This is a genomic window from Nonomuraea sp. NPDC049655, assembly GCF_044465465.1.
Taxonomy (GTDB): Bacteria; Actinomycetota; Actinomycetes; order Streptosporangiales; family Streptosporangiaceae; genus Nonomuraea.
Genome location: NZ_JBITLS010000004.1, coordinates 174,290 through 193,020 on the forward strand (window position 1 = coordinate 174,290; position 18,731 = coordinate 193,020).

Here is an 18,731-nt window from a genome sequence, read left to right on the forward strand (position 1 = left end):
CGGCGAACTGCAAGCGCTCGTGACGGTTCCCTGCAGGGGTGCTGCAAGGACCCTTTTGTACCAATGACTCACGAGCTCCGGGGGGAGCCGGCAAGGAGCCGGCCCGAGGGGAGCTCCGGGAGAGATCATGATGAAGAAGCTCGCGACGGGCATCCTCGCCATCGCCGCCACCAGCGCCGTGGCCCTGTCGCTTCCTTCGGCCGCCAGCGCCACCACCGCCGACTTCGACGACTACTCCGACTACTGGGGCCCGGTGTACGCCAAGCAGCACCTGGCCAAGGCCCAGGGTCACGTCAGCGTCGAGTGGGACGAGGAGGACTCCAACGAGGTCCACGTCACCGGCCGGCTGTACGACCTGGACAACCGCGACTACGACGAGGGCGGCAAGTGCGCGTACGTGAAGTTCCAGGCCGAGGACTCCGACGGCGACTGGTCCACGGTCTACGCCAAGAAGTACTGCGGCTTCCCCGGCTACAAGAAGTTCCACTTCGAGGAGAACGACGTCTTCACTCTGCGGGCCAAGGTCTGCCAGGTTCCCGAGCAGGGCATCTTCGCCACCAAGTGCGGCCCCTGGAGCGAGCTCTACAGCGCCGAGAACGAGTGACCCTCGCCGGCGACACCACCACCGACAGGCGGCCCCCGTCCCGAACGGGGGCCGCTTGTCACGTTCTAAGCGGTATTGCGGTGATAAATCAGGCGCAAGCCGATGAGGGTCAGCCACGGCTCGTGCACGTCGATCGAGCGCGACTCGCCGACCACCAGCGCCGCGTGGCCGCCGGTCGCCACGACGGTCACCTCGTCGGGGTCGTCGGCCAGCTCGGCGGCCATGCGCTCGACGATGCCGTCGACCTGGCCGGCGAAGCCGTAGATGATGCCGGCCTGCAACGCCTCGACCGTGTTCTTGGCGATCACCGAGCGCGGCCTGACCAGCTCGACCTTGTGCAACTGGGCGCCGGCGGCGGCCAGGGCGTCGACCGAGATCTCGATGCCGGGGGCGGTGACCGCCCCGACGTACTCGCCCTTGGCCGACACCGCGTCGAAGGAGGTGGCGGTGCCGAAGTCGACGATGATGCACGGGCCGCCGTACTGGTCGATGGCGGCCAGGGCGTTCACGATGCGGTCGCTGCCCACCTCTTTGGGGTTGTCCATGCGCACCGGCACGCCCGTGCGCACGCCGGGCTCCACGATCACGGCGGTGACGTCGCCGTAGTAGCGGCGGCACATCTCCCGCATCTCGTTGAGCACGCTCGGCACGGTCGAGCAGATGGCGATGCCGCTGATGTCGGCGCCCTTGAGCAGGGGTGACTGGGCCAGCAGCCCCTGGAGCACGACGGCGATCTCGTCGGCGGTGCGGCGGGCGTCGGTGGCCAGCCTCCAGTGCTCGATGACGTCCTCGCCCTCGAACAGCCCCAGCACCGTGTGCGTGTTGCCGACGTCGATCGTGAGCAGCATCAATTACCCCCGCAAATCCAGTGCGATGTCCAGGGCCGGCGCCGAGTGGGTGAGCGCTCCCACCGCAAGGTAGTCAACGCCAGTTTCAGCCACATCACGAGCCGATTCCAAGGTCAATCCCCCACTCGCTTCAAGCGCAACCCTGTTTTTCGCCCGACTTTTCACGATTTGTACGGCATGTACGGTGTCCTCGACCGTGAAGTTGTCCAGCAGGATCTCCTCGGCGCCCTCGTCCAGCAGGGGCTCCAGCTGGTCGAGCCGGTCGATCTCGACCTCGATCGGCACCTCGGGATAGCGCTCGCGCACCGCGCGGTACGCCTCGGCCACGCCGCCGGCCGCCACCACGTGGTTGTCCTTGATCAGGGCCGCGTCCGACAGCGACATGCGGTGGTTGACGCCGCCGCCGCAGCGCACGGCGTACTTCTCCAGGGACCGCAGACCCGGCAGGGTCTTGCGGCTGTCGCGCACCCGCGCCCGCGTGCCCTCGATCGCGGCCACCCACCTGGCGGTCAGCGTGGCCACCCCGGACAGGTGCGTGAGCAGGTTGAGCGCGGTGCGCTCGGCGGTCAGCACGGCCCGCGTCGGGCCCTCGACCGTCATCAGCACGTCGCCGGCCGCCACCCGCTCGCCGTCCTTGGCCCGCCGCTCGGCGCGGCCGGCGCCCAGCCGGAGGAAGACCGCCTCGGCCACGGCCAGCCCGGCCACCACGCCGTCCTTGCGGGCCACCACGTCGGCCGCCGAACGCTGCTCGGCCGGTATCGTGGCCAGGCTGGTCACGTCGCCCGCCTCCTGCAGGTCCTCTTCGAGCGCGCGGTCGATCAGCGCGTCGACCTCGGCCGGGTCGAGCCCGGCGGCGGTCAGCTCCTGCGCCAGCCGCGGCGGCATCGCCTCGCCGTGCGGGGTGTACGTCATGCGAAGGCCCTCCTCGGTCAGGGTCACGTCCAGGTGGCCCAGCCACTCATTGTCGTCCCGGCTCTCGTGGTCCTCGCGCCAGTGGGAGCCGCGCGTCTCCAGCCTGGCCGCCGCCACGCCGGTCAGGACGGCCGCGACGGTGAGGAGGTTGCTCGCCTCCCACGACTCGGTGCAGGCGGACACCTCGACCGGCGTCCAGAGCGCGTCGCGCAGCGCCTTCGACGTGGCCTGCAGCGACGCGCGGCTGCGCAGCACCCCGGCGCCGGCGCTCATGTGCGCCTGGATCCTGGGCCTGGCCCTGGGGTCCACCAGGCCCGTCGCGGCCCGCCCGGCGACCGGCTCGCCCGGCTCGGGACGCGTCCGGTGGATGTCCTCGGCGATGCGCTCGGCGAAGACCAGACCCTCAAGGAGCGAGTTCGAGGCCAGCCGGTTGGCGCCGTGGACGCCGGTGCAGGCCACCTCGCCGCAGGCGTACAGACCCTCGATCGAGGTACGCCCGGACAGGTCGGCGCGGACGCCGCCGCTGGCGTAGTGGGCGGCCGGGGAGACGGGGATCGGCTCGGTGGCCGGGTCGATGCCGTGCTCCCGGCAGACGGCGTAGATGGTGGGGAAGCGGCTCTCCCACTTGTCCCTGCCGAAGTGGCGGCCGTCGAGGAAGACGTGGTCGCGGCCGGTCTCGCCCATGACCCTGGTGATCGCCTTGGCCACGACGTCGCGCGGGGCCAGGTCGGCCAGCTCGTGCACGCCCTGCATGAACCGGTTGCCCTCGTGGTCGACGAGGAAGGCGCCCTCGCCCCTGACCGCCTCGGAGATGAGCGGCTGCTGGCCGGTCGAGCCCTCCCCCAGCCACAACACGGTCGGGTGGAACTGCACGAACTCGATGTCGCGCACGACCGCCCCCGCCCTGAGCGCGAGCGCCACGCCGTCGCCGGTGGACACGACCGGGTTGGTGGTCGCGGCGTAGACCTGGCCCATGCCGCCGGTGGCCAGCACCACCGCCCGCGCCAGGACCGCGCCGACGCCGTCACGCGCGCCCTCGCCCATGACGTGCAGGGTCACTCCCCTGGCCCGGCCGCGGGCGTCCTTGAGCAGGTCGAGCACGAGCGCGTGCTCGATCACCTCGATCGATCCGGCGCGCACCGCCTCGACCAGCGCCCGCTGCACCTCGGCGCCGGTGGCGTCGCCGCCGGCGTGCACGATCCGGTGGCGCCGGTGACCGCCTTCCCTGGTGAGCTGGAGCTCGCCGTCGGGGGTGCGGTCGAACCGGGCGCCGCGCTCGATGAGCCGCCGCAGCGCGCCCGGCCCCTCGGTCACCAGGGTTCGCACGGCCTTGGTGTCGCACAGCCCGACCCCGGCGAGCAGCGTGTCGCTCAGGTGCTCGTCGGGGGTGTCGCGCGGGTCGAGCACGGCGGCGATGCCCCCCTGGGCCCACTTGGTGGACCCGGCGGACAGCACGTCCTTGGTGACGACCAGGACCTTGGCCGCGGGATCCAGCTCGGCATGGCGCAGCGCCACGGTCAGGCCCGCGACGCCGGAGCCGACGACGACCACGTCCGCCTCGACCGTCCAGCCGGGTTCGGGGGCCGTCAGACGCTGGGGAATCGCCGGTGCACTCATGGGGGTCTCCTCACTGAGGCGATTTCGTCACTATGACGATAACGCCTGCCGCGACGTGGACATGCCCCGGGGGCGCCGTACGGATCAGCGACGAAGGCTCAGGACGACGTTGTCGATCAGCCGGGTGCCGCCCACCCGGGCCGCCACGGCGAGCACGGCCGAGCCCTCGTAGGCGTCGTCGACCTCCTTGAACGTGGCCGGATCGACCAGTGCCAGGTAGTCGAGGTCGAGGTCGGGCCCGGCCTCGTCGAGCACCGCGCGGGCGGTGGACCGGATCGCGCCGGCGGTGAGCTCGGCCGCGCCCGCCCGCAGGGCGCGGGACAGGGCCAGCGCGACCGTGCGGTCGCGCGCCGACAGGTAACGGTTGCGGCTGGACAGAGCCAGGCCGTCGGGCTCGCGCACGGTGGGCGCGCCGACGATCTCGACGGCCAGGTCGAGGTCGGCCACCATGCGGCGGATGACGGCGAGCTGCTGGGCGTCCTTCTGGCCGAAGATCGCCACGTCGGGACGGACCAGGTTGAACAGCTTGAGCACCACCGTCAGCACGCCGTCGAAGTGGCCCGGCCTGGAGGCGCCCTCGACGATCGCGCCCATCTCGCCCGCGCAGACGCTCACCTGCCGCTCGGGGCGGTACATGTCCTCGGGCGAGGGCGCGAACACGACGTGCACGCCCTCCTCCCGGCACACGTCGAGATCGGCGTCGAACGTACGGGGATAGCGGGAAAAATCCTCGTTAGGACCGAATTGCAGCGGGTTGACGAAGATGCTGACCACGACCTGGTCGGCGCGTACCCGGGCGGCCCTGATCAGCGACCGGTGGCCCTCGTGCAGCGCGCCCATGGTCGGGACCAGCGCCACGCTGCCCGTGCCACGCGCCTTCGCCAGGTCGTCCCGGTTGCCGGCCACGATCAGATCCATTGCTGCCCTCCACACCCGACGGTCAGGTCCATATATTGCCCCCAAGGGCGTCGAGCAGCCGCTCCGCCTCCTCCGGTTTGAGCAGCCCCGCGGCCAGCGCCCGGTCAGCGGTGAGCCGGGCCAGCGCGATGTAGGCGTCGGCGGCCTCCGGGGCGGCCAGGATCAGCGCGTCGACGTGCTTGCGCACGGTGCCCGCGTCGCCGCGGACGACCGGGCCGGTCAGCCCGGCGATGCCCAGCCGCAGCACGTTGTCGAGCGCCGCGCCGAGCAGCGGGCCCAGCATCCGGCCCGGGTGCTCGACGCCGATGCGCCCGAGCAGCTCCTCAGACTCGGCGATGAGGGTGACCATGTGGTTGGCGGCGTTGGCCAGGGCCGCGTGGTAGAGCGCGCGGTCGCTCTCGGCGATCCAGACCGGCTCGCCGCCCATCTCGATCACCAGCGCCTCGGCCACGGGCCGCAGCATGTCGGGCGCGGTGACGCCGAAGGAGATGCCGGTGATCTTGTTGAGGTCGTCGTCGCGGCCGGTGAAGGTCATGACCGGGTGGAGCGCGAGCGGCAGCGCGCCCACCCCGGCGGCGGGTTCGAGCACCGACAGGCCGTACGCGCCGCTGGTGTGGACGAGCAGCTTGCCCTGGAGGTCGGCGCCCGTACGGGCCAGGCCGGCCACGAGGTCGGGCAGCGCGTCGTCGGGGACGGTCAGCAGGATGAGCTGGGCGGCGGCCACCACCTCGTCGGGCCGCGTCAGCTCGACCCCGAGCCGGTCGGCGGCCCACCTCCGCGACCTGTCGGAGACCCCGCTCGCGGCCACGATCCGGTGGCCCGCCTGCGCCAGCGCGGCGCCGAGCGCGGAGCCGACCTTGCCCGCGCCGAGCACGCCGACGGTCAGCCGTGCCGGGCGATCACCTGCGTCCATGACGTCTCACCCCTGTCGACCGTGATGGCACTGCCGACCAGCGTAACCGGCGGGCGGCGGCGCACATGTCACGGGCCGACGAACGCGGTCAGGCATGTCCGCCGCTTTACCGCCCGTTGAGTTAACGACAAATGCGACAGGGGCATACGAATCGTGCACCCCCTGTCGAAAGAGATGAGGAGAGGGGTCCACGCACGACGACGGGCGCCGAGTCCTGACAACCCGACGCCCGCCTGGATGCGACCTCTTGGAGGTGCACTGACCGGTCATCCGCCGACTGACCGGCCGGGATCAGAGCCCGGACCGCGCGCGAGCGGTCCGGGCTCTCCCTGCCTCAGCGGCTGTAGACCGCGGTGTTGGGGCTCCCCTGGCAGCCGTTGATCGGGACAGCCTGGATGCCGATGTTGTTGCCGCAGACGGGCACGACGGCGGTGATGGGGAGGTGGATCGGGCTGCCGCTCAGGATGCCGTTGTTGCCGTGGGTGACGTCGTCGGCGTACGCGGGGGCCGCCAGCGCCAGCAGGGCAATGGCACCTGCCATGACCAGAGTCTTCTTCACGGGGGGCTCCTCTCAGTATGCGGCCGTGGAGGCCGCAATGCTTCGGTGGAGCGAACCGGCTCGCCGCTTACCGCGGATGGGCGAAACGCAGTCGCTCGGTGACAGTACGTAAACGTTAGCGCAATGTAGCGACCAAGTGTAGTCAATCAATGACTTAGCGTGTTGATGGCCGGAGTCATGAGATAGTCAGCCTCATGTGGCTCACCTGGCGCGCCGCGACCGAACGCGCGCTCTACGGCGAGGAGGGTTTCTACCTCCGCGAACGCCCCTCGGGCCACTTCCGCACCTCGGTCGGGGCCTCGGCCGTGTTCGCCGAGGCGATCCTGGCCCTGCTGGCGGAGGTCGACTGCGACCTCGGCTCCCCCGAGTGGCTCGACCTGGTCGACATCGGCTCCGGCGAGGGCGTGCTGGTCCGCCGCGTCCTCGACCTGGCCGAGCCCGCGCTGCGCGACCGGCTCCGGGTCACGTGCGTCGACCTGTCACCCAGGCCGCCGGGCCTGCCCGACGAGGTCGAGTGGCGCCGCTGCCTGCCGTCCAGCATCACCGGGCTGGCCGTCGCCAACGAGTGGCTCGACAACATCCCGCTCGACGTGGCCGAGCAGACCTCCGGCGGCCCGCGTCTGGTCATGGTCAACACCCGCACCGGGGAGGAGCGCCTCGGCGGCCCGCTGCGGCCCGCCGACCGCGAATGGCTCGACCGCTGGTGGCCGCTGCCGCACGTGGGCACCCGAGCCGAGATCGGCCGTCCCCGTGACGACGCCTGGGCCTCCGTTCTGGTACGCCTCGCCCGCGGCCGGGCGATAGCCGTGGATTATGCACACCCTGTGGATAACCGACCGCTCTGTGGCACGCTGACCGGTTACCGCGACGGCGCCGTCGTCACGCCCATCCCCGACGGGACCTGCGACATCACCGCCCACGTCGCGCTCGACGCGTGCGCCGAGGCCGGGCGGCGGGCCGGCGCGATATCCACAACCTTGTCCACACAGCGCGACATGTTGCGGGCGCTGGGCCTCACCGGCGCCCGGCCGCCGGTCGACCTCGCCCGCACCGATCCGCGCGGCTACGTGCGCGCGTTGTCGCGGGCGTCGGAGGAGGGCGAGCTGATCGATCCGGCGGGGCTCGGCGGGTTCGGCTGGCTCAGCCAGAGCCGGTGACGTCGAGGTCGAGCGAGCGCAGGCCGCGGATCACGAAGCCCGGCTTGTAGACCGGCTCCGCGCGCAGCTCGATCGTCCCGACCCGGTCCAGCAGCGCGGTGAACGACTCCGTCAGCTCGATCCTGGCCAGCGGCGCGCCCAGGCAGAAGTGGATGCCGGCGCCGAAGGAGATGTGCGGGTTGTCCGGACGGCCCAGGTCGAGCCGGTCCGGGTCCTCGAACACCTCGGGGTCCCTGTTGGCCGAGCCGAACAGGCAGGCGACCTCCGAGCCGCGCGGGATCCGCACGCCGTGCACCTCGATGTCCTCCAGCACCCAGCGCTCGAAGAGCTGCAGCGGGGTGTCGTAGCGCAGCAGCTCCTCGATGGCGGTCGGCAGCAGCGAACGGTCGGCGCGCAGCCGGGCCAGCTCGCCGGGGTTCTTCAGCAGGGCCCGCCAGCCGTTGCCGGTGACGTTGACCGTGGCCTCGTGGCCCGCGTTGAGCAGCAGCACGCAGGTGCCGGCCAGCTCGTCGAGGGTCAGCTCGCGGATCGCGGCCAGGGCGCTGACCAGGTCCTCGCCGGGGTTCGCGAGCCGGTCGCGGGCCAGGTCCTTGAGGTAGGACTCGAACTCCTCGGCCGCGCGCACCGCCTGGTGCTGGGTCTCCAGGCTGGGGTTGAGCTCGTACATGCCGCACATGTCGGCCGACCACGGGCGCAGCAGGTGGCGGTCCTGCTCGGGGACGCCGAGCATCTCGGCGATGACGGTGACCGGCAACGGCTCGGCGACCTCGGCGATCAGGTCGCCGCCGCCCTTCTCGACGTAGGCGTCGATCAGGCTCTCGGCGATGGCCCGGACGCGCGGGCGCAGCGACTCGACCATGCGCGGCGTGAACGCCTTGGACACCAGCCGGCGCAGCCTCGTGTGGTCCGGCGGCTCGACCTCCAGCATGCCGTTCCTGCTGACCCGCCAGAAGGCTTCCTGGAACTCCGGCGCGGGCTGCCGGCCGAACTCCTCGTGCGTGGCGACGTGGGTGTAGTCGCGGCCCAGCCGCCGGTCCCTGAGCAGCGCGTTCACGTCCGCGTGCCGGGAGATCAGCCACTGGTTGGACGGCTCGAAGTAGCGGACGGGCGCCTCGCGCCTCAGCTCGTCGTACGCCGGATAGGGGTCGACGACGAAATCCGGATTCCAGGGATCAAAGCGCACTATTTCATCTTATGAGACGGGTTGACCTGCTGAGCTTGCGAATCATGCCCGGGTGTCGGTTATAGTGCCGTCGTAGGTCATGAGTGCCAGCGACAAGCCCCGGCTAGCTGGCCGGCAACCCTCGCGTCCGCGGCGGGGTGCCCCGGGTGAAGACCTGGTCCGTCACGAGGTGTGGCGGGCAAGCGCGGGCTCCGTGGCTGCTTCCAGGGGTCCGACCGACCCGTGAGGAGCTGTGCCGTGTCCACGCTGACGATCTTCAACTCCGTCCCCGCCCAGGCTGCCGCCGAGGCCACCGCCCCTGCCGCCGCCTCCGGACGGTCGATCCCCGCCGTGCTCGGCGCCGACCTCGAAGTGCCGGTCAAGGGCGGCCGGCTGGTGAGCTACGCCAACCTCGACTACGCGGCCAGCGCCCCCTGTCTTGAGCCGGTCAGCGCCGCCGTCGCCGCCGCGCTCCCGGCCTACTCCAGCGTCCACCGCGGCGCGGGCTACGCCTCCCAGCTCACCACCGCCCGCTACGAGCAGGCCCGCCACACGGTCCGGGCCTTCGTCGGCGCCCGCCCGGACGACGCCGTCATCTTCACCCGCAACACCACCGACGCCACCAACCTGCTGGCCGGCTGCCTGCCCGAGGGCACGACCGTCGTCGTCTTCGACTCCGAGCACCACGCCTCGCTGCTGCCCTGGGAGCGGTCCGTGCGCCTGGCGCCGCCCGCCTTCCCCGGCGAGGCCGTCCGCGCCGCCGACGAGGCGCTGGCCGGGATCGAGGGGCCCAAGCTGCTCGTGGTCACCGCCGCCTCCAACGTCACCGGCGAGCTGTGGCCCATCGCCGCCCTCGCCCACATCGCCCACCGGCACGGCGCCCGGATCCTGGTGGACGCCGCCCAGCTCGTCCCGCACCGCAGGCTCAACCTGACCGCGCTCGACCTGGACTACGTGGCCTTCTCCGGCCACAAGCTGTACGCGCCCTTCGGCGCCGGCGTGCTGGTCGGACGCCGTGACTGGCTGGCGGCGGGCGAGCCGTACCTGAAGGGCGGCGGCGCGGTGCGCTCGGTCGGCGAGACCACCGAGTGGCACGACGACCCCGAGCCGCGCCACGAGGCCGGCACCCCCAACGTGCTCGGCGCCATCGCCCTGGCCGCCGCCTGCGACGCGCTCACCGCCACGGGGTGGACGGAGCTGGTGCGCGAGGAGGAGCGCCTGATCGCCCGGCTGCGTACCGGTCTGGGCTCGATCGACGGGGTGCGCGAGCTGTCGTTGTGGGGCGAGGACCACCCGCGGGTGGGGATCGTGTCGTTCGTCGTGGACGGCTACTCGGCCCGCGAGGTGGCCGAGGCGCTGTCCGGCGAGTACGGCATCGGCGTGCGGGACGGGAAGTTCTGCGCGCACCCGTTCGTCCGCCACCTGCTGGATGCCTCGGACGGCGGCTGCGAGGACGGCACCGCCTCGGCGGTACGCGCCTCCATCGGCATCGGCAGCACGCAGGAGCACGTCGACCGCCTGGTCGAGGCCCTGCGCGACCTGGTCAGCCGCTGACGCTCAGCGGTTGGGCGGCTTCTGCTGGTGCGGCTCGTCGGACACCAGGGCGTCGATGTCCCGCATGTCCTCGTCGTTGAGGTGCCCGGGGCGCGGCGCGTTGGGCTGCCGCGGCACGTTGGGCTGCTCGGCCTCGCCCTCGGGCCGGGCCGGCGTCGTCGGGCCGCCCTCGGGCCCGACCTGCGTGGCCGGCCCCTCGGTGACGACCGTCGTCGGCTCGGCGCGGCGGGCCGGCCGGTGCGCGGCGAGGTCGTCCTCGGCGATCTGGCGTTCCCTGCGGCGGCGGTACGTCGAGTGGAAGATGCCGTCGAGCCCGATGCGGCCGCCGCCCAGCGCGGCGAGCATCAAGGACAGCGCACCCAGCGCGCCCGGCAGTTCCCATCCCCCGCCTTGCGACAACACCCCGTGGCCCGCGTGCACGAAGACGATCGCGCCGATCATGTCGATGAGCAGCAGCAAGGCCACCGGCCGGACCAGCAGGCCGAGGATCAGCAGGGCGCCGCCGACCAGCTCGACGATGGCGGCGAATCCGGCCGACAACTCGGGCATGGGCACGCCCATCTCCCGGAACTGCCCCGCCGCGGCACCGAGCCCGCCCTGCCACTTCTGCCAGCCGTGCGCCACGAAGATCACCCCGAGTACCACCCGGGAGATCAGGGCCGCCACATCAAACAGGACTCTCTTCACAGTGCTTTCTCCCCCCGTTCCCGGTATTGATCCCCATGTCTGGCTTCGGGATGCGTTGCCATACGATTCCTTGACCATCCCCCACGCTGGATCACCTCATGGGACGGTGGCAGCATGGGCCCTATGACGGAACGCGTGGTCGGGATCGGCGCCGGCGCGAAGGAGCTGGCGACCGAGGACATGATCCTCAACATCGGCCCCCAGCATCCCTCCACGCACGGCGTGCTCAGGCTCCGGCTCACCCTCGACGGCGAGCGCATCGAGGCGGCCGAGCCGATCATCGGCTACATGCACAGGGGCGCGGAGAAGCTGTTCGAGGTCCGCGACTACCGCCAGATCATCATGCTCGCCAACCGGCACGACTGGCTGTCGGGGTTCGCCAACGAACTGGGCGTCGTGCTGGCCGCCGAACGGCTGCTCGGCATGGAGACGCCGGTCAGGGCCGTGTGGGCGCGTACGCTGCTGGCCGAGCTCAACCGGGTGCTCAACCACCTGATGTTCCTCGGCTCCTACCCCCTCGAACTGGGCGCGATCACCCCCGTCTTCTACGCCTTCAACGAGCGCGAACGCATCCAGGCCGTCATGGAGGAGATCTCCGGCGGGCGCATGCACTACATGTTCAACCGGGTCGGCGGCCTCAAGGAGGACCTGCCGCTCGGCTGGCTCGACCGGGTCGCCGCGGCCGTCGCCGAGACCCGCCGCCGGGTGCCCGACATCGAGGGCCTCATCCTGAACAACGAGATCTTCCTCGCCCGCACCAAGGGCGTCGGCGTGCTGACCCGCGAGCAGATCCTCCAGTACGGCGTCAGCGGCCCCATCGCCCGCGCCTCCGGCGTGGACTTCGACCTGCGGCGCGACGACCCGTACCTGGCCTACGGGGAGCTGCCGGTCACGGTCGTCACCCGGCGCGACGGCGACTGCCATGCCCGGTTCGAGGTGCTGTTCGAGCAGCTCAAGGTCTCCCTCGACCTGGCCGACGCGTGCGTCGCCCGGCTGCGCGAGCTGCCGCCCGGGCCCGTCAACCAGCGCCTGCCGAAGGTGCTCAAGGTGCCCGAGGGCCACACGTACGCGTGGACCGAGAACCCGCTCGGCATCAACGGCTACTACCTGGTCTCCAAGGGCGACAAGACGCCGTGGCGGCTCAAGCTGCGCTCGGCGTCGTTCGGCAACGTCCAGGCGCTGCGCGAGCTGCTGCCCGGGAACCTGGTGGCCGACATGATCGCCATTCTGGGCTCGATGTTCTTCGTCGTGGGTGACATCGACAAGTGAGCACTCCCGAACGCGACAAGTACGTCGACTGGCTGCGCGCCCTCAGCCTCATCGTCGTGGTGGTCTGGCACTGGGCGTTCACGATCCTGGAGTGGAAGCCCAGCGGGCCCGAGCCCACCAGCCCGCTCGGCTTCACCTCCGGGTTGTGGATCCTGACCTGGCTGCTCCAGGTGCTGCCGCTGTTCTTCTACGTCGGCGGCCACGTGCACCTGCTGTCCTGGAACCGGGCCCAGGCGCGCGGCGTCGGCATCGGGGCGTTCGTCTGGCGGCGCATCCGCGCGCTGTCCCTGCCCGCGCTGTTCCTGTGCGGCGTGTGGATCTCCGTCGGGGCGATCGTCACCTGGGCGTTCCACGTGGAGTGGATGTGGCGGGTGGTGCTGCTCGTGCTCAGCCCGCTGTGGTTCCTCGGCGTCTACCTGGCGCTGATCGCGCTGCTGCCGGTGGCCCTGTGGCTGCACAGGCGCTACGACGTGCTGGCCCTCATCTGGCTCGGCGGCTCGGCCCTGGTCGTCGACGTCGTGCGCTTCCGCTACGGCTTCGAGTGGGCCGGCTGGCTCAACATGATCATCGTCTGGGGGCTGGCCCACCAGGCGGGCTTCTTCTACGACCGGATCGTCGTCCTGCCCCGGCGCTACGACGTCGGCATCCTGTGGACCGGCCTGTTCGCGCTGATCGGCCTGGTCTACTCGGGCATCTACCCGGGCTCGATGGTGGGCGTGCCGGGCGACAAGTGGTCGAACATGGCGCCGCCCACGTTCGTCATCGTCGCCCTGCTGATCTTCCAGATCGGCCTGGTGGAAGTGCTGCGCCCGGCCATGGAACGCGTGCTCGAACGTCCCCGCTGGGCCCGCGCCAACTCCTTCATCAACCGCTACGCCCTGCCGCTGTTCCTGTTCCACACGACCGGCATGGCGATCGCCTTAGGGCTGTCGTGGTGGTTGTTCGGCAACCTCGGCACGAAGATCCCTCCCGACCTGAAGTGGTGGCTGGAGCGGCCGATCGCCATCGTCGGGCCGCTGATCTGCACGCTGCCGGTCATCTACCTCTTCGGCCGCCGCCGCTAGTCGGGTTTGCGCTCGTCGGAGTCCTTCGGGATCCGGCAGCAGTGTTCCAGGTACAGGGCCGCGCAGACGAGCACCACGCAGGCCACGAACGACCCGGCCGCCACGAAGAACTCCGAGCGCGGCGTCTCCCGGTCGAAGAGCTCCAGCGTGTACGCGGCGAACCCGGCGAACAACCCCGCGAACACCGCCCCCGCGTACGCCGACGCCTTGGCCAGCGCCGCCAGCCGGGCCACCGCCAGCGGCTCGACCGGCTTGGTGTCGGGCTTCCTGGCGATCCTGGCCTTGGTCACCCATCCGCTGTAACCCTCGCCGAGGGCGAGCAGCAGCACGGTCGGGATGGCCGTCCAGGGCAGCAGGAACGCGCCGTAGAAGTGCCGGACCGCCGCCCAGAAGATCAGGGCGACGACGACGAGGAGAGCGACCAGATGGCCGGGATGCGTCGGCTTCAATCGGGCCTCTGCAGCTTCAGGTCGTCACGCAGGCGCACGCCGTGCCGGTCGAGCTCGGCCAGCAGGTCGGCCACCCGGCCCCGGCCCGGCACGGTGGCCTCGGGGTCGATCACCGACCAGGGCACCAGCACGAACGCCCGCTCGTGGGCCCGGGGATGCGGCAACGTCAGCTCGGGGTCGTCGGACACGGTCTCGCCCACGACGATCAGGTCGACGTCGAGCGTACGCGGCCCCCACCGCTCCGCACGCACCCGGCCGAACGCGTTCTCCACGCCCAGCGCCCGCTCCAGCAACGTGCGCGGCGGCAGGGCGGTCTCGGCGACGACGACCGCGTTGAGGTACGGCTCCTGGCCGCCCGGCCCCCCGACCGGGTCGGTCTCGTAGACCGGGGACACCTTGACGAACTCCAGGCCAGGGGCGTCGAACAACGTGTCGATGGCTCCCTGCAACGTCTGGAACCGCTCCCCCAGGTTGCTGCCGAGAGCGAGGACGGCCTTCATGCGCGGCTCCGCTCGATCGTCACGATCACATCGTCGAACGGCAGCGGGATCGGCGCCGCCGGTTTGTGCACACTCACCTCGACCTTGTGCACCAGCTCGCTGGACAGGCAGACGTCGGCCAGCCGCTGGGCCAGCGTCTCGATCAGCTCGACCGGCTCGCCCTCGACCACCTCGACCAGCGCCTGGGCCAGCTCGCCATAGTGGACGGTCTTGGTGAGGTCGTCGCCGGCCGCCGCCGGGGCGGTGTCGAGGAACAACGTCGCGTCGATCACGAACTCCTGGCCGAGCTCCCGCTCGGCGGGCAGCACGCCGTGCCTGCCCCTGGCCCGCAGGCCCTTGAGAGCGATGCGGTCAGACCTCAAGCTCGCCCTCCTCGTCCTCGTCGTCGTCTCCCTGGAGCACCGGGGAGCCGTGGTGCATCCACAACCGCCAGCCCTGCGCGGTGCGGATGTAGACGTTGCTCGCCACCACCTTTCCCGCGGCGAAGCTGGACTCACCCTCCTCGCCCGCCGTCAGGATGTTCTCCACGCAGGTGAGCACGGCCACGTCGCCCAGCACGGTGGTGTTGACGTCGGTCAGCACGAACTGGATGTAGGTGGTGTTGGCCATGATCAGCGCCCACGACCGCAGCACCTCCGACCGGCCGGTCAGCAACGTCCAGCCAGGATGGACGCAGCTCACCTGGTCGTCGGCGGTGTCCTCGGCCCAGATCTCGGTCATCTTGTCGAGATCGGCGCTCTCGATCGCGGTGTAGAACTCCTCGTTGACCGTCTCGATCGCGGCAGTGTCGACGCTCATGTGCCTGCTCCGGCTCTCTTCCATGCGGCCGCCACGCGCACGGCATCGGCATTGGGACCTACCTCGTGCACGCGCACGCACCAGGCCCCCGCCTGAGCCGCCAGCGCGGTGACCGCCAGCGTTGCGTCGTCGCTCCTGCTGAAGGGGCGGGGCGCGCCGTCGGGGCCGGCCAGCAGCCGCCCGAGGAACCGCTTGCGCGAGGCCCCGATCAGCAGCGGGAATCCCAGCTCGGCTAGCTGCGGGATGCCGGCCAGCAACGCCCAGTTGTGCTCGGCGTTCTTGGCGAAGCCGAGGCCGGGGTCGAGCACGATCTGCTCGGGGGACACCCCCTCGGCCAGCACGAGATCGACCCGCTTGCTGAGCTCCTCGCGCACCTCTGTCACGACGTCGGCGTAGACGGCGCGGCTGTCCATGTCATGGCTGTGGCCGCGCCAGTGCATCACCACGTAGGGCGCTCCCGTCGCGGCGACCACGCGCGGCATCTCGGGGTCGGCCAGGCCGCCGCTGACGTCGTTGACGAGCCTGGCGCCCGCCTCGACCGCGGCCCTGGCGACCTCGGCGCGCATCGTGTCGACACTGACGGCCACGCCCTCGGCGTCGAGCGCCCGGATCACCGGGACGACCCTGGCCAGCTCCTCCTCCAGCGACACCCGCGCGGCGCCGGGACGGGTGGACTCACCGCCCACGTCGACGATGTCGGCCCCCTCCCGCACCAGGTCGAGCCCGTGCCGGACGGCGGCCTCCTCGTCGAACCACAGGCCGCCGTCGGAGAAGGAGTCGGGGGTCACGTTGACCACGCCCATGACGAGGCACCGCTCCGTGCCGCCCGGCACGTTGATGGGCACGCTAGTCATGGGGCAAGCCTAGGCGTTCCCCCACACCTGCCGACATCTCGGGTCCCCAGTTGTGGATAACGATCGTCACCTGCCGAGAATCAGCGCCATCGCCTCGGAGCGGGTCTTGTCGCTGGTACGGAAGTCGCCGCGGACCGCCGACGTGACCGTCTTGGCCCCCGGCTTGCGCACGCCGCGCATCGTCATGCACAGGTGTTCGGCCTCGACCACCACGATGACCCCGCGCGGCTCCAGCACCCGCATGAGGGCGTCGGCGATCTGCGAGGTCATGCGCTCCTGCACCTGCGGACGGCGGGCGAAGACGTCGACCAGCCGGGCCAGCTTGGACAGCCCGGTCACCTGGCCGCGCTCGTTGGGGATGTAGCCCACGTGGGCCACGCCGTGGAACGGGACCAGATGGTGCTCGCAGGTCGAGTAGACCTCGATGTCCCTGACCAGCACCATCTCGTCGTGGTCGACGTCGAAGACCTTGTTGAGCACGTCTTCGGGGGTCTGGCCGAGCCCGGAGAACTGCTCGGCCATCGCGCGGGCGACCCTGGCGGGCGTCTCGAGCAGGCCGTCACGGTCGGGATCCTCGCCGATGCCGTAGAGGATCTCGCGTACGGCCTTCTCGATCCGCCCCAGGTCGACCTCGTGCTGGGTCACGCACTGTCCCCGGACTGGAAGGCGTCCTGGTGGCCGGAGGTGAGCGAGCCGTTGGCCGACTGCTCCTTCGGGGTCAGGATCGGCGGGCGGTCGGAGGGCAGCCGCTTGCCGTAGCCCGCGTACGAGGGCCGGTGCTCCTTGACGACCACCGGGGCGAAGATCTGCAGGACCTGCTCGCGGGAGAGGGTCTCCTTCTCCATGAGCTCCAGCACCAGGTTGTCGAGCACGTCGCGGTATTCGACCAGGATGTCCCAGGCCTGGTCGTGCGCCGTCTCGATCATCCGGCGGACCTCCTCGTCGATGGAGGAGGCGATCTTCTCGGAGTAGTCGCGCTCGTGGCCCATCTCGCGGCCGAGGAAGACCTCGGCCTGGCCGGTGCCGAACTTACGGGCGCCGAGCTGCTCGCTCATGCCGTACTCGGTCACCATGCGGCGGGCGACCGCCGTGGCCTTCTCGATGTCGTTGGAGGCGCCGGTGGTGGGCTCATGGAAGACGAGCTCCTCCGCCGCGCGGCCGCCGAGCAGCATCGCGAGCTGGTCCATCATCTCGGACCTGGTGGCCAGGAACTTGTCCTCCATCGGCAGCGTCATCGTGTAACCGAGCGCGCGGCCGCGGGACAGGATAGTGATCTTGTGGACCGGGTCGGAGTTGGGCAGCGCGTGCGCCACCAGCGCGTGACCGCCCTCGTGGTAGGCGATCATCTTCTTCTCCTTGTCGGACATGACCCGCGACTTGCGCTCGGGCCCTGCCATGACACGGTCGATCGACTCCTCGAGGACCTCCATCGTGATCAGCTTCTGGTCGGCCCGCGCGGTGAGCAGGGCCGCCTCGTTGATCACGTTGGCCAGGTCGGCGCCGGTGAACCCGGGGGTGCGGCGCGCGATGACGTCGAGGTCGACGTCGGGCGCGAACGGCTTGCCGCGACCGTGGACCTTGAGGATGCCCTTGCGGCCCTCCAGGTCGGGACGGTCGACCGTGACCTGCCGGTCGAAACGGCCCGGACGCAGCAGCGCCGGGTCGAGGATGTCGGGCCGGTTGGTCGCGGCGATGAGGATGACGCCGCCCTTGACGTCGAAGCCGTCCATCTCGACGAGCAGCTGGTTGAGGGTCTGCTCGCGCTCGTCGTGACCGCCGCCCAGGCCGGCGCCGCGGTGGCGGCCGACGGCGTCGATCTCGTCGATGAAGATGATCGCGGGGGCGTTGGCCTTGGCCTGCTCGAACAGGTCGCGCACGCGGGAGGCGCCGACGCCGACGAACATCTCGACGAAGTCGGAGCCGGAGATCGAGTAGAAGGGCACGCCCGCCTCGCCCGCGACCGCGCGGGCCAGCAGGGTCTTGCCGGTGCCGGGCGGGCCGTAGAGCAGCACGCCCTTGGGGATCTTCGCGCCGATCGCCTGGAACTTGGCCGGGGCCTGCAGGAACTCCTTGATCTCCTGGAGCTCCTCGATGGCCTCGTCGGCGCCGGCGACGTCGGCGAACGTGGTCTTGGGGGTGTCTTTGGTGATGAGCTTGGCCTTCGACTTGCCGAAGTTCATCACCCGGGAGCCGCCGCCCTGCATCTGGTTCATGATGAACAGGAAGATCAGCACGATGATGACGATCGGCAGGAAGCTCACCAGGATGCTGAGCAGGAAGTTCTCCTGGGGCACCTCGGTGGTGAAGCTCTTCGTCTTGTTGGCGTCGACCTGGGCCTGCAGCTCGTCGGTCAGCTTCGCGCCGTAGCCGCTGACCCAGTTGGACTGGATCAGCTTCGCCGGGGCGTCACCCGGCCGGACGACGATCGGCTTGATGAGGGTGAGCTCGACCCGATTGTCCTTGTCGACGACCTTGGCGCTGGTGAAATTGCCGGCGCGAATCTGCTGGAGGACCGTGGACGTGTCGGCCTGCTTGAAATTGCCCCCGCCGCTCCAGAGCTGGGTGACGAGCAGGAGCAGCACGACGATGCCCAGGATCCACAGCAGTGGCCCACGTGTAAATCGCTTGAGATCCATCCGATGCGGAACCCCTTGCGGGCCCGTCCCTTCCTGACCATGGCCTGGAACCCCGGGCTGGCCCGGGGCCGCGGCATCCGACACCGCGACTTCTGACTACCCGAAGGGGACTTGCGGTCACCCTTCCGGAGTCTGAAGGTACACCGGCACGGCGCACGGAGGGACCCGCCCGCTACACCGGTCTTGCCCTATCAACGTACGTCACGTTGCGCGATGTTCCCGGCCATGGC

19 protein-coding genes and 1 riboswitch are annotated in these 18,731 nt (G+C 70.7%); of the genes, 5 read left to right on the forward strand and 14 right to left on the reverse strand.

The annotated features are described in order from the left end of the window. Nucleotides 1–127: 127 nt before the first annotated feature. Nucleotides 128–604, forward strand: a complete 477-nt coding sequence (locus tag ACIBQ6_RS14760) for a hypothetical protein (protein ID WP_397212353.1) — start codon at nt 128–130, stop codon at nt 602–604. 65 nt (nt 605–669) lie between these two features. Here ACIBQ6_RS14760 and ACIBQ6_RS14765 read toward each other — a convergent pair whose 3' ends face one another. The 5 genes from ACIBQ6_RS14765 to ACIBQ6_RS14785 form a co-directional block, all read right to left on the reverse strand. Beyond that, the gene (locus tag ACIBQ6_RS14765; protein WP_352318636.1) at nt 670–1,452 is read right to left on the reverse strand and encodes a type III pantothenate kinase; all 783 of its coding nucleotides are present in this window, start codon (nt 1,450–1,452) and stop codon (nt 670–672) included. A gap of 3 nt (nt 1,453–1,455) precedes the next feature. After that, complete coding sequence (locus tag ACIBQ6_RS14770; protein WP_397212355.1) at nt 1,456–3,981, reverse strand: L-aspartate oxidase; 2,526 nt, start codon at nt 3,979–3,981, stop codon at nt 1,456–1,458. An 84-nt stretch (nt 3,982–4,065) separates the two neighbouring features. Beyond that, nucleotides 4,066–4,899 carry a pantoate--beta-alanine ligase gene (gene panC / locus ACIBQ6_RS14775; RefSeq protein WP_397212357.1) on the reverse strand — a complete coding sequence of 278 codons (834 nt, stop codon included), beginning with the start codon at nt 4,897–4,899 and terminating at the stop codon, nt 4,066–4,068. 22 nt (nt 4,900–4,921) lie between these two features. Further along, entirely contained in the window at nt 4,922–5,812 is an 891-nt protein-coding gene (locus tag ACIBQ6_RS14780; RefSeq protein WP_358291572.1) for a DUF2520 domain-containing protein, read from the reverse strand. Between the two features lie 334 nt (nt 5,813–6,146). Then, on the reverse strand, nt 6,147–6,371 hold the full coding sequence (locus ACIBQ6_RS14785) for a chaplin family protein (protein WP_352358570.1): 225 nt from the start codon (nt 6,369–6,371) through the stop codon (nt 6,147–6,149). 194 nt (nt 6,372–6,565) lie between these two features. Between ACIBQ6_RS14785 and ACIBQ6_RS14790 the strand changes: the two genes are divergently transcribed. After that, on the forward strand, nt 6,566–7,528 hold the full coding sequence (locus tag ACIBQ6_RS14790) for an SAM-dependent methyltransferase (RefSeq protein ID WP_397212360.1): 963 nt from the start codon (nt 6,566–6,568) through the stop codon (nt 7,526–7,528). On the opposite strand, the gene ACIBQ6_RS14795 is transcribed toward ACIBQ6_RS14790, so the two are convergent. Further along, on the reverse strand, nt 7,512–8,711 hold the full coding sequence (locus ACIBQ6_RS14795) for a cytochrome P450 (RefSeq protein ID WP_397212362.1): 1,200 nt from the start codon (nt 8,709–8,711) through the stop codon (nt 7,512–7,514). The two genes, ACIBQ6_RS14790 and ACIBQ6_RS14795, sit on opposite strands and share 17 nt — an antisense overlap. Nucleotides 8,712–8,786: 75 nt before the next feature. Further along, nucleotides 8,787–8,902: riboswitch (SAM riboswitch) on the forward strand. A 46-nt stretch (nt 8,903–8,948) separates the two neighbouring features. On the opposite strand from ACIBQ6_RS14795, the gene ACIBQ6_RS14800 reads away from it, so the two are divergent. Next, on the forward strand, nt 8,949–10,244 hold the full coding sequence (locus ACIBQ6_RS14800; protein ID WP_397212364.1) for an aminotransferase class V-fold PLP-dependent enzyme: 1,296 nt from the start codon (nt 8,949–8,951) through the stop codon (nt 10,242–10,244). 3 nt (nt 10,245–10,247) lie between these two features. Here ACIBQ6_RS14800 and ACIBQ6_RS14805 read toward each other — a convergent pair whose 3' ends face one another. Further along, on the reverse strand, nt 10,248–10,931 hold the full coding sequence (locus ACIBQ6_RS14805; RefSeq protein WP_397212366.1) for a DoxX family protein: 684 nt from the start codon (nt 10,929–10,931) through the stop codon (nt 10,248–10,250). Nucleotides 10,932–11,054: 123 nt separating this feature from the next. Here ACIBQ6_RS14805 and ACIBQ6_RS14810 point away from each other — a divergent pair, with 123 nt between their 5' ends. Continuing rightward, a complete protein-coding gene (locus ACIBQ6_RS14810; RefSeq protein ID WP_358291564.1) occupies nt 11,055–12,200 on the forward strand; it encodes an NADH-quinone oxidoreductase subunit D in 1,146 nt (381 codons plus the stop codon). Further along, the gene (locus tag ACIBQ6_RS14815) at nt 12,197–13,264 is read left to right on the forward strand and encodes an acyltransferase (RefSeq protein WP_397212368.1); all 1,068 of its coding nucleotides are present in this window, start codon (nt 12,197–12,199) and stop codon (nt 13,262–13,264) included. Before ACIBQ6_RS14810 ends, ACIBQ6_RS14815 begins: the two co-directional genes overlap by 4 nt. On the opposite strand, the gene ACIBQ6_RS14820 is transcribed toward ACIBQ6_RS14815, so the two are convergent. The 7 genes from ACIBQ6_RS14820 to ftsH form a co-directional block, all read right to left on the reverse strand. Continuing rightward, on the reverse strand, nt 13,261–13,713 hold the full coding sequence (locus ACIBQ6_RS14820) for a DUF3180 domain-containing protein (protein ID WP_358291560.1): 453 nt from the start codon (nt 13,711–13,713) through the stop codon (nt 13,261–13,263). The two genes, ACIBQ6_RS14815 and ACIBQ6_RS14820, sit on opposite strands and share 4 nt — an antisense overlap. Next, the gene (folK, locus tag ACIBQ6_RS14825) at nt 13,710–14,213 is read right to left on the reverse strand and encodes a 2-amino-4-hydroxy-6-hydroxymethyldihydropteridine diphosphokinase (RefSeq protein ID WP_352358556.1); all 504 of its coding nucleotides are present in this window, start codon (nt 14,211–14,213) and stop codon (nt 13,710–13,712) included. Before folK ends, ACIBQ6_RS14820 begins: the two co-directional genes overlap by 4 nt. Beyond that, nucleotides 14,210–14,575, reverse strand: coding sequence for a dihydroneopterin aldolase (gene folB / locus ACIBQ6_RS14830; RefSeq protein ID WP_358291557.1), 366 nt, complete (start codon nt 14,573–14,575; stop codon nt 14,210–14,212). The genes folK and folB overlap by 4 nt, the downstream gene beginning before the upstream one ends. After that, the gene (locus ACIBQ6_RS14835) at nt 14,565–15,011 is read right to left on the reverse strand and encodes a nuclear transport factor 2 family protein (protein ID WP_358291555.1); all 447 of its coding nucleotides are present in this window, start codon (nt 15,009–15,011) and stop codon (nt 14,565–14,567) included. Before ACIBQ6_RS14835 ends, folB begins: the two co-directional genes overlap by 11 nt. After that, nucleotides 15,008–15,814 (reverse strand): dihydropteroate synthase, encoded by an 807-nt coding sequence (gene folP / locus ACIBQ6_RS14840; RefSeq protein WP_357975464.1) that lies wholly within the window; start codon nt 15,812–15,814, stop codon nt 15,008–15,010. The genes ACIBQ6_RS14835 and folP overlap by 4 nt, the downstream gene beginning before the upstream one ends. 117 nt (nt 15,815–15,931) lie before the next feature. Then, a complete protein-coding gene (gene folE / locus ACIBQ6_RS14845; RefSeq protein ID WP_352318609.1) occupies nt 15,932–16,510 on the reverse strand; it encodes a GTP cyclohydrolase I FolE in 579 nt (192 codons plus the stop codon). Then, the gene (gene ftsH / locus ACIBQ6_RS14850) at nt 16,507–18,501 is read right to left on the reverse strand and encodes an ATP-dependent zinc metalloprotease FtsH (protein ID WP_352358549.1); all 1,995 of its coding nucleotides are present in this window, start codon (nt 18,499–18,501) and stop codon (nt 16,507–16,509) included. Before ftsH ends, folE begins: the two co-directional genes overlap by 4 nt. Nucleotides 18,502–18,731: the final 230 nt, after the last annotated feature.

What these genes read in the sequence shown, in the direction of transcription:
- folP (WP_357975464.1), bottom strand. Translation starts at nt 15,814, where the DNA reads ATGGGCGTGGTCAACGTGACCCCCGACTCCTTCTCCGACGGCGGCCTG.
- ACIBQ6_RS14770 (WP_397212355.1), bottom strand. Translation starts at nt 3,981, where the DNA reads ATGAGTGCACCGGCGATTCCCCAGCGTCTGACGGCCCCCGAACCCGGC.
- panC (WP_397212357.1), bottom strand. Translation starts at nt 4,899, where the DNA reads ATGGATCTGATCGTGGCCGGCAACCGGGACGACCTGGCGAAGGCGCGT.
- ACIBQ6_RS14780 (WP_358291572.1), bottom strand. Translation starts at nt 5,812, where the DNA reads ATGGACGCAGGTGATCGCCCGGCACGGCTGACCGTCGGCGTGCTCGGC.
- ACIBQ6_RS14810 (WP_358291564.1), top strand. Translation starts at nt 11,055, where the DNA reads ATGACGGAACGCGTGGTCGGGATCGGCGCCGGCGCGAAGGAGCTGGCG.
- ACIBQ6_RS14765 (WP_352318636.1), bottom strand. Translation starts at nt 1,452, where the DNA reads ATGCTGCTCACGATCGACGTCGGCAACACGCACACGGTGCTGGGGCTG.
- ACIBQ6_RS14760 (WP_397212353.1), top strand. Translation starts at nt 128, where the DNA reads ATGATGAAGAAGCTCGCGACGGGCATCCTCGCCATCGCCGCCACCAGC.
- ACIBQ6_RS14835 (WP_358291555.1), bottom strand. Translation starts at nt 15,011, where the DNA reads ATGAGCGTCGACACTGCCGCGATCGAGACGGTCAACGAGGAGTTCTAC.
- folK (WP_352358556.1), bottom strand. Translation starts at nt 14,213, where the DNA reads ATGAAGGCCGTCCTCGCTCTCGGCAGCAACCTGGGGGAGCGGTTCCAG.
- ACIBQ6_RS14790 (WP_397212360.1), top strand. Translation starts at nt 6,566, where the DNA reads ATGTGGCTCACCTGGCGCGCCGCGACCGAACGCGCGCTCTACGGCGAG.
- ftsH (WP_352358549.1), bottom strand. Translation starts at nt 18,501, where the DNA reads ATGGATCTCAAGCGATTTACACGTGGGCCACTGCTGTGGATCCTGGGC.